Origin of the sequence: Streptomyces sp. NPDC098789, from assembly GCF_044759975.1 — a bacterium.
GTDB lineage: Bacteria > Actinomycetota > Actinomycetes > Streptomycetales > Streptomycetaceae > Streptomyces.
Genome location: NZ_JBIWAJ010000050.1, coordinates 1 through 8572, shown reverse-complemented (window position 1 = coordinate 8572; position 8572 = coordinate 1). Strand labels below are relative to the sequence as shown.

Sequence of the window (8572 nt, the reverse complement as noted above, 5' to 3'; positions counted from 1 at the left end):
GATACGACCCAGACACTCGCATCCTTGCAGGCCAGCGGCACCTTTCTGCTACCGGAACGTCAGATCACCCAATTCCGCTGAATACCCAGGGTTGAAGTCGATACGGCAGCGGACCGCCTCGGCTGCCTGCCTGTCCGAGAGACCGAGAACGAACTGCAGCACACAGACAGTGGCCAGCTGAGCGGGCGAGAGACTCGGACGCCCGTCACGCGGGTACCAGTCGGCGAACTCCTCGTCACGCCACAGTTCGTCCAGCCGGTCTCTCACCCACATCGCCGTGGTGCCGCCCGGGTTACTCGCCCGAGCGATCTGCGCGGTCAGAAGCGGGACTTGCTCACCGGAACGGGGGCGGAGGGACAACAGGCACCTCGACGATTGCACGGGCCAATGGAACAGCCCGAGCATGACCGTTGATCATGCTGCCGCACAGGAGAACTCCAAGATCCCCGACAGAGTCAAGCTCAATGCCCCGCGGTGGAGGGCAGTCACAGCTGGCTTTGCGGTCAGGCCGGTGCCGCGGTCTTGATGGCGGAGATGTCGAAGGTGAGCTTGGCCTTGTCGCTGACCATGACGCCGCCCGCCTCCAGTGCCGCGTTCCAGGTCAGCCCCCAGCTGGAGCGAAGGATTTCGGCGCTCCCCTGAAAGCCGACGCGTTCGTTGCCGTACAGGTCGGTGGCCGATCCGTTGAATTCCAGGTCGATGGAGAGCGGGCGGGTAGTGCCCTTGATCGTGAGGTCTCCCGTAACACGGTAGCCGTCTCCGTGGTGCTCGATGAGGGTAGAGCGGAAGGTCATCATCGGGAACGTTTCGGTGTCGAAGAAGTCACCGGCCCGCAGGTGGCTGTCTCGGTCGATGATGCCGGTGTCGATGCTGGCGACCCTGATGTCGATGGAGGCACTGGAGGCGCTGGGGTTGGTGCCGTCGAGGCTGAGGGTGCCGGTGTATTCGGTGAAGGCGCCGCGGACGTTGGTGATCATTGCGTGGCGCACAGTGAACCCGATGTTGCTGTGGGCGGGGTCGATGCTGTAGTCGCCGGTCAGTTCGGCCGGTTCCGGCGCCGCCTGTCGTGCGGCGGGGGCGGTGCAGGGGGCGGCGTCGTTCTTGCGGGTGAAGAGAGCCATGCTGGTGTCCGTTTCGAAGGAGGGCGCGCTTGTGTCGCGTCGGGGGTGGAGGTGCTGCTGGCGGCCGCGGGCAGGTCCGGCTTGGGCGGCCATCGACACGGCTGATCTGTGGTTTTCAGTCGGTCCGGGACTGGCTGGTCAGCCGAGGTCGGAGTCGCCTGTGCGAGGTCGCTTGATTTCGTAGAAGCCGGGGGTGGCTGCGAGGAGGGTGATGGCGTCCCACAGGCGGGCGGCCTCTTCCCCCTTGGGAGCGGGGGTCACGATGGGGCCGTTGAAGGCGATGGGCTGATTGTCGGCGCCGGGCATGACCAGGACTGGCGTGCCTGTCTCCTGCCCGAATACTTCCTGGGCGCGGTCGTGAGAGGCACGGACGGCCTTGTCGTAGAGGCCGGTGTCCGCGTGCTCGGTCAGTTCGGCCGGAAGGCTCGCCTGATCGAGGGCATATGCGATCGCTTCAAAGGTGGGGCCGGCGCCGCGGTGGTGGAACTGGTCGCCCAGGGCCGAGTAGAGGCGGGAGACGGCATGGTTGCCGTACTGGTCGGCGACGGCGGCGAGGACTCGGACCGGTCGCCATCCTTTGGGGCCGAGCAGTTCGCGGTACGGCTGGGGGATCTGGTCGAGGTTGTTCTCGTTGAGGATGGCCAGGCTCATGACATGCCAGCGCACCTCGATGTCCCGGGTTTGGGTGGCCTCGGTCAGCCATCGGGAGGTGAGCCACGTCCACGGACACAGTGGGTCGAAGTAGAAGTCCACAGTCGTGAGGGTGCCCATCGCACGTACTCCTTGATCACATGGGGCGCCAGCCGCTAGGGGGGCAGAGCTGTCGCAGGACTGCCTCAACTTCGCGGCCAGGCCTTTCATACGTCTTTCACCGCTGTGTACCGATGTCAGGCCGTCTGCGCCTGCAGACGCCGGGGCCGCGACCCGCGCCAGCCGGCGTGCCGACCCGGCTGCGCATGCCTTGACGTAGTGAGGACGGAGCGAGATCGGACGCCATCGGCTGTAGCTGAAGGAACTGTTGTCGCCACGCGGGATGTTCACAGACCTGCTCGTTGGTGGCCTGGACGCAGGGATTTCCGGGTGAGGCCAGTTGATCACCGCGGGTAAGGTTGCCGCTATGTCCGATGTGTCATGTCTGCCGGTGCGTCCGGATGGCGATTCACGAATACCGAAGCTGGAGATCGGCCTGCTGGGCCCGTTGCTGGTCCGGGTGGGAGGTGCCCAGGTGACTGTTCCCCGGGGTCGCGTCAGCGCCGTCATCGCCGACCTCGCCCTCCATGCAGGCCGGACCCTGAGCATCGAGCGGCTGCTGGAGGACATCTACGGCGAGGACTTTCCCCGCCGCCCCCGCAACGCCGTGTATGTGGCGATTACCCGTGCCCGCAAGGTGTTGGGAGCCGGGCGCCTGACACGGCAGAGCACCGGATATCGGCTGGAGGCCTCGGGGCTGGAAGTGGACGCAGACCGCTTCACACGGGAGGTCAGCGAGGCCCGGCAGCTGCGGAGCGGCGGCCAGGAAATGGACGCTTACACCGGGCTTAGGCGGGCGCTGGCTCTTTATCGCGGGCCTGTGCTGGAAGGGCTTGCCGACTATCCCTTCGGTCCGGTGGAGGCTGCCCGCCTGGAGCAGGCACGGCTGCGGGCGACCGAGGTCGAGATGGACCTGGCGATCGAACTGGGACAGCTGGACGATGCCGTCACACAACTGACGGCGCTGACCAGCCGCCATCAGACTTCTGAACGGTTCTGGTTCCAGCTGGTGCTGGCGCTGCACCGCGGCGGACGGCGCGCTGAAGCCCTGTCCGCTTATGCAGACGCTCGCCGTGCCCTGGTGCAGGAACTGGGCGTCGAGCCGGGAACAGCACTGAGGAACCTGCACGCCGTGGTCTTGCGTGCCACGGCGCCCTCTGACGAAGAGGGGAACAATCCCTTCGCGACGGCCCGTCGGACACGGCGAGGCGGTAACGTGCCGGCGGATCTGACAGAGTTCGTGGGAAGGCATGGGGAGAGCCGTCGGCTGGCCGCGCTGCTGCGCCGCCGGCGGCTGGTGACACTCACCGGCCCGGGCGGCACCGGCAAGTCCCGGCTGGCCCGCCAGGTGGCGGCCGCTGCCGAAGGAACCGACGGACCATGGTGGGTGGACCTCACCCCTTTGCGGGAGCGGACCGGCTCCAGTCGCGGTGCCGGTCAGGTGGCACGGCAGGTCGCACGCGCTCTGGACGTGAGCGCGGCGCTCGAGCCCGGAGAGCCCGGCCCGGACATGGAACGTCATGTCATCGAGCGGTTGCGGCAGACAGAGACGCTGCTGGTCCTGGACAACTGCGAACATGTCCTCCACAGCGTCACTGTGTTCACCGAACGGCTGATCGCCGCCGCGCCGGGGGTGCGGGTGCTGTGCACGACCCGTGAGGCTCTGGGTGTGCCGGGCGAGGAGATCCTGGCGCTGCCACCGCTGGAAGTGCCTCCGGCGCGGCTTCCCGAGGGCGGCCGTCTGGAGGACTACGAGTCGTGTCAGCTGTTCCTGGCCCGCCTCCCGCAACTCGTGACCGATCCGCATACGGATGCTGTCACCGTGCGGGCGATCCTGGAGATCTGCAGAGTTCTGGACGGTATTCCCCTGGCCCTGGAACTGGCTGCCGCCCGCATTGCGGTACTCACCCCGGTGGAGCTCGCACGGCAGCTCGGTGAACGCCTGGATCTCCTGCGCAGCGACCACCGCAGTGGCCTCGCCCACCACCAGACACTGCGCGCGGCGGTGGAATGGAGCACGGACCATCTTGACGCCCTCGAGTGGCGGGTGCTGCGGGAGATGTCGCTGTATCCGGCGGGGCTCAGCCTTCAGGCGGCCGGCGCCCAGTTTCCCGACCTGTCCGCCGCCTCGCTCGTCGATGTGTTGGCCCAGCTGTGGCGCAAGTCGCTGATCGTCCCTGAAGCCGGTCCTGCCAGCAGCCGCTACCGGCAACTGAACACCATCCAGGTCCATGCACTGCAGGCCTTGGAAGCCTCTCCGGCCCTGGCGCAGGCAGCCCAGCGGCAACACGGTTGGGCCGTGTCCTTCGCCGCTGAACACGGCACAGGGGTCCTTGGCCCCCGCCTGCGCGAAGCACGGCTTGCACTGGGTGCCGAGCACCCCAATCTGGCTGCCGTCATCGCCCGCGCTCCACGGGAGGGCTACGCGGGTGACGGGCTGCGCCTGGCATCGGACCTGGCCTGGTACTGGCGGCAAAGCGGCCTGGACCACCTCGGTTACGATCTGCTGACTGCTTTGCTGGACGATCCCGCCGTCCCACAGATCTCGCGCGCCCACGGGCACCAGTGGGCCGCCCACCTGGCCTGGGCCACCCACCAGCACGAACGGGCGGTCTACCATGCCAGCCGCGCTCTGGCCCTTGATGCCGTCCCCACTGACAGGGCCCTGGCTCTGACGTACGGAGGCCTGGCAAGCAAGCACCTGAGGCGTCCCGGCGCCGCCCGCATGATCGAGGAGGCCGTGCGGGCGGCCGCCGCCACCGGCGACGAGTCCACTCTGGCGGCCTGCCTCCTGGGCTCAGGCATCGCCCATATGACCGACGGGAACCTGGGCACGGCCGAAGAACAACTCCACGACTCCCTGCGCCACTACCAGGCAACGGACAACCACTGGCACCAGCTACGAGTGCTGCTGCGTCTGATCCTGATCGCCGAGGCCCGCGGCAACCCCGCACACGCCAGCCGCCTCGCCGACCGCCTGGCTCAGCGATCCGCCGAACTCGACCTCAGTGGCCTGAAGCAGTTGGCCTGGGCCCACCGCGCCCGGATCGCCGCAGCCCACCGTGACCCACGTGCCGGCGAATTCCTCGACCGCCTCGCCCCCGTCCCCGCTCTGCGCCCGGACAGTGAGACCACCGCGATAGCCGACCACGCCCGCGCGCTCAAGGCCCTGCGCGACGGCGATCACACACGAGCCCGGACACACGCCCGGGCCGCCCTCGGCTTCTACCTCCGTGCCGGCCAACCCCAGCAGACCGTCCAGGTATTGACCGTCCTCTTCCAGGCGACCGCCGACCCCGCGACCCGAGCCTCCCTGGCCGCAGACTGCCTGGAGCAGACCGACCACACCGATGACCCCCACACCATCGCCCTGGCACTCGATGCCGCCCTGGCCACCCGGCCGTACCGTGCCGTACCGGTCCTCGCCGCCAGCACGCACGCGGCACTCACGGCACTGCGGACCAATACCCCCCACCCCCCGTGGCCCCAGCTTCCCGAACGAAAGCAGCAACTCGCCCACCCGGCAGTCCCGGTTGCCGCAACGGCTCTCACCGAACTGGCCCGGACCTGGCGTGCCATCCTACGGCCGCCCCACTCAAAACAGCTCCTCAGCCACGAGGACTACCACCACAGCCAACCTGCGGAGGAAGCGTCTGCCACTCCTGTCCACACGCCCCCGACGGTGGTGAAAGAAACCTGAAGGACCCGGCCCCGACACTGGGGAACCAGGACGGCATCCCCATGCCACCTGAAACCCGAATCACCACACCCGAGAAATCAGGAGCCCGGCCATGCCCGAAACCCCGGCCCCCGTCGTTGAACTCACCGACCTTCACGAACCCGCCCGCGACATCGTCATCATCGGCGACCGCAACGTCCCCCTCGTCCCCAACATCGGCGTCATCGGCGGAAGCCACTCCGTCCTCGTCGTCGACACCGGCATGGGCCCCCGCAACGCTCAGCGCACCTTGGACTTCGCCCGCGAGTACGCCCGCGGCCGCCGCCTTTACCTGACCACCACTCACTTCCACCCCGAACACGCCTTCGGCGCCAACGTCTTCGCCACCGAGGCCACCTACCTCATCAACCGGGCACAAGCCGACGATCTCACCCAGCGCGCACCCGGCTACCTGCCCATGTTCCGCGCCATGGGCCCCGCCGTTGCCCGCGAACTCGACAACGTCACCTTCACCGAACCCGACATCGTCTACGACAGCGCCTACCACCTCGACCTGGGCGGCCGCACCGTCCACATGCGCGCCACCGGCCGCGGCCACACCCGTGGCGACCAGGTCATCACCGTCCCCGACCAGCGAATCCTCTTCACCGGAGACCTGGTCGAAACAGCCCAGTTCTCCATCTTCCCCTGGTTCCCGCCCCACGACGTCGACGTCTTCGGCCACGGCTGGATCAACGTCATGGAACGCCTCATCATCGACGCTCCGGCCATCGTCGTCCCAGGCCACGGCGGCCTCACCGACGCCAGCGCCCTCAGCGACGTCCACACCTACCTTGAGCGCCTGCGCGAGCACACGTGGCGACGCCGCGACGCCAGCATCCCGGAACCCACCACGGTTGAAGAAGTTGAAGCCGAGATGGCCAGGCTCTACCCCACCTGGACTGGCCGGGAATGGATCGCCAAGGGCGTCGGATGCTTCTACCACGAACACCCTCAACCCGCGGGTGTGTCCAGTTAACGGCTGATCTTGGTTGTTGAGGGTCAGTGGCTGGTGGGGATCAGGCGGCCTTCGAAGGCGATCTGGAAGGCGTTCAGCGGGGCCTTCCAGCGCATCGTCCAGCGGCGCCGGCCCTTGCCGGTCGGGTCCAGCGACATGAGCGCCATGAAGTTTCCCCGTGATCTCGGACACTCAACGAACTGTCCCTCCCCTTCGTAGCGTGGAGTCCGTGATTGCAGGGGAGGTTGGGATCTGTGGGGTCCAAGCAACGGATGTAACGGACGTATACGCCTGAGTTTCGTGAGGGTGCTGTACGCATCGTGATCGAGACGGGCAGGCCGATCCCGGAGGTCGCCGAGGAACTCGGTGTGCACTCCGGCACGCTGCACAGCTGGGTGTCGCGGTGGCGGCGCAACGGGTCGGCGTCGTCCGACCGGCCGGCCGAGCCCGTGCTGGGCGGCCGGATGCGTCCCCGTGATCTCGGACACTCAATGTCTACGCCGCGAGGGCGTGCTGATGCCGTTGCCTGTCTCGGCTGGGGTGAGGTAGCCGAAGGTCTTGTGCTTGCGCAGGCGGCGGCGGTTGTAGAAGGTCTTAATGAAGTCGAAGACCTCGGCCCGTGCGGTGGCCCGGTCGGGCCCAGGGGCGTTTCAAAGTCGCGGTGCTCGCGTAGGTCGGCTGGTCAGGGGATGTCCAGCAGGTCCAGCGGCCAGTTGAACGGGTCGTAGGAGACGTGGCCGAGACCGGCGGCGATGTTGCGGTGCCCGTGCTGGCGGAGGGTGTTGATAGCCAGGTTGCGCAAGGTCGCCATGTTCTCGGGCTCGTGACCGGTGCGGATCTTGGAGGCGTCCTCGCCGAAGGGGGTGTCGCGGACGAAGTGGAGCCGGTTCTCGATGGTCCACTGTGACCTGGCGAGCTGGCCGAGCCGCTGGGGAGAGGCTTGCCGGGAGGTCAGGTCCGTGATCGCGTAGACGGTCTGGCGGCTGTATTTCCCGCTCTTCAGGTCGGTGCGGTGACGCAGGGCGCGCAGGGCCTGGCCGGCATGAGGGAAGTCCAGACCGAGGCCGGTGATGGTGAGGACCCTGGTGACACGGGTCTCCTTGCGGCCATGGCTCACCTCGCGGTCGTAGCGACGTGCGGTGACCTCCTTCCATGGCAGCTCGCGGAGTGCGCCGTGCAGACCGGGCTGGTTGGCTTTGACCACCAGCAGGTAGTGCGCGTTCTTCTCTTCCACCAGGAAGCGCGCGTGGTCGCGCTGCGTGTGCAGGGCGTCGGCCGTTACGGTGACGCCGCTCAGGTCGTAGGGCTGCAGCAGGGCGGCGAAGCATGTGATTTCGTTGGTCTTGTCAGGAACTCGCAGCTGGGTGACGGTGCGGCCGTCGCCGGTCATCGCGGCCAGGAGGTGGGCAGCGGGGGTCTGGACATGCCGGGAGCCGCGGGCGGCTTTGCCCTCCACGGCCGCCGGGGCAGACCAGGGCGATGACCCGCCGGATCGTGGCGGTGCTCGGCGCGACGCGTACCCCGAGCGCGCCCGTCACGCGAGCGCCAAGCCGGGCCAGGGCGTGCTGCGGAACACTCGCGGACCACTGGCCAATCGCCGCATACGAGCGCGCGTCGGCGATCACAGCCGAGGCGGCAACCAGCAGCACCGCCACGAACGGGTGACGGACTCCGCGTCGCAGGCGCGGATCGGGCAGCTCTCGCAGCCGTTCCATCAGCGGGAGCTCCGCGACGCCCTCCAGAGGAGGCGACTTGACAAGACATGCGATGGCAGACTGGCGACACATCGAAGCTCCGGTGGTTCAGGGCGACTTGGGAAGGTCACCCCGTTCAACCGGAGCTTCGTTGCATCCGTGATGGACTCGCTCGGACTACTCACACGCCGTGGCCTGCCGACTCACATGATCACCAGGACTTTGAAACGCCCCTGCGGTCGGGCCAGAGGCGGGTGCCGATCTCTTCTTTCAGGAGGGCCTAGAAGCTCTCAGTGGCGGCGTTATCGAAGCAGGAACCGGTTCGTCCACA

8 protein-coding genes and 1 pseudogene are annotated in these 8572 nt (G+C 67.7%); 3 read left to right on the top strand and 6 right to left on the bottom strand.

Going from position 1 to position 8572, the window contains the following annotated elements; translation table 11 throughout:
* Nucleotides 1-48 precede the first annotated feature (48 nt).
* The 3 genes from ACIQWR_RS41210 to ACIQWR_RS41200 all read right to left on the bottom strand — a co-directional run bounded on the left by ACIQWR_RS41210 (nt 49) and on the right by ACIQWR_RS41200 (nt 1892).
* The gene (locus tag ACIQWR_RS41210; RefSeq protein ID WP_404021241.1) at nt 49-273 is read right to left on the bottom strand and encodes a transposase; all 225 of its coding nucleotides are present in this window, start codon (nt 271-273) and stop codon (nt 49-51) included.
* Between the two features lie 230 nt (nt 274-503).
* Nucleotides 504-1121, bottom strand: coding sequence for a YceI family protein (locus ACIQWR_RS41205; RefSeq protein WP_404021238.1), 618 nt, complete (start codon nt 1119-1121; stop codon nt 504-506).
* 138 nt (nt 1122-1259) lie between these two features.
* Nucleotides 1260-1892, bottom strand: a complete 633-nt coding sequence (locus ACIQWR_RS41200; RefSeq protein WP_404021236.1) for a DsbA family protein — start codon at nt 1890-1892, stop codon at nt 1260-1262.
* A 346-nt stretch (nt 1893-2238) separates the two neighbouring features.
* Between ACIQWR_RS41200 and ACIQWR_RS41195 the strand changes: the two genes are divergently transcribed.
* Nucleotides 2239-5571 carry a BTAD domain-containing putative transcriptional regulator gene (locus ACIQWR_RS41195; protein WP_404021233.1) on the top strand — a complete coding sequence of 1111 codons (3333 nt, stop codon included), beginning with the start codon at nt 2239-2241 and terminating at the stop codon, nt 5569-5571.
* Between the two features lie 91 nt (nt 5572-5662).
* Nucleotides 5663-6568, top strand: coding sequence for an MBL fold metallo-hydrolase (locus tag ACIQWR_RS41190; protein ID WP_404021231.1), 906 nt, complete (start codon nt 5663-5665; stop codon nt 6566-6568).
* Between the two features lie 23 nt (nt 6569-6591).
* Here ACIQWR_RS41190 and ACIQWR_RS41185 read toward each other — a convergent pair whose 3' ends face one another.
* A complete protein-coding gene (locus ACIQWR_RS41185; protein WP_404021244.1) occupies nt 6592-6714 on the bottom strand; it encodes a hypothetical protein in 123 nt (40 codons plus the stop codon).
* 123 nt (nt 6715-6837) lie between these two features.
* Between ACIQWR_RS41185 and ACIQWR_RS41180 the strand changes: the two are divergent.
* A pseudogene (locus ACIQWR_RS41180) lies at nt 6838-6972 on the top strand (transposase); the annotation flags it as partial.
* A 257-nt stretch (nt 6973-7229) separates the two neighbouring features.
* Here ACIQWR_RS41180 and ACIQWR_RS41175 read toward each other — a convergent pair.
* Nucleotides 7230-8003 (bottom strand): ISAs1 family transposase, encoded by a 774-nt coding sequence (locus ACIQWR_RS41175; protein WP_404021228.1) that lies wholly within the window; start codon nt 8001-8003, stop codon nt 7230-7232.
* A complete protein-coding gene (locus ACIQWR_RS41170) occupies nt 7894-8262 on the bottom strand; it encodes a transposase family protein (protein ID WP_404021226.1) in 369 nt (122 codons plus the stop codon). The genes ACIQWR_RS41175 and ACIQWR_RS41170 overlap by 110 nt, the downstream gene beginning before the upstream one ends.
* Nucleotides 8263-8572: the final 310 nt, after the last annotated feature.

Excerpts from the sequence above, each read along its gene's own strand:
- ACIQWR_RS41210 (WP_404021241.1), bottom strand. The coding sequence starts at position 273 with ATGTGGGTGAGAGACCGGCTGGACGAACTGTGGCGTGACGAGGAGTTC.
- ACIQWR_RS41205 (WP_404021238.1), bottom strand. The coding sequence starts at position 1,121 with ATGGCTCTCTTCACCCGCAAGAACGACGCCGCCCCCTGCACCGCCCCC.
- ACIQWR_RS41200 (WP_404021236.1), bottom strand. The coding sequence starts at position 1,892 with ATGGGCACCCTCACGACTGTGGACTTCTACTTCGACCCACTGTGTCCG.
- ACIQWR_RS41195 (WP_404021233.1), top strand. The coding sequence starts at position 2,239 with ATGTCCGATGTGTCATGTCTGCCGGTGCGTCCGGATGGCGATTCACGA.
- ACIQWR_RS41190 (WP_404021231.1), top strand. The coding sequence starts at position 5,663 with ATGCCCGAAACCCCGGCCCCCGTCGTTGAACTCACCGACCTTCACGAA.
- ACIQWR_RS41185 (WP_404021244.1), bottom strand. The coding sequence starts at position 6,714 with ATGGCGCTCATGTCGCTGGACCCGACCGGCAAGGGCCGGCGCCGCTGG.
- ACIQWR_RS41170 (WP_404021226.1), bottom strand. The coding sequence starts at position 8,262 with ATGGAACGGCTGCGAGAGCTGCCCGATCCGCGCCTGCGACGCGGAGTC.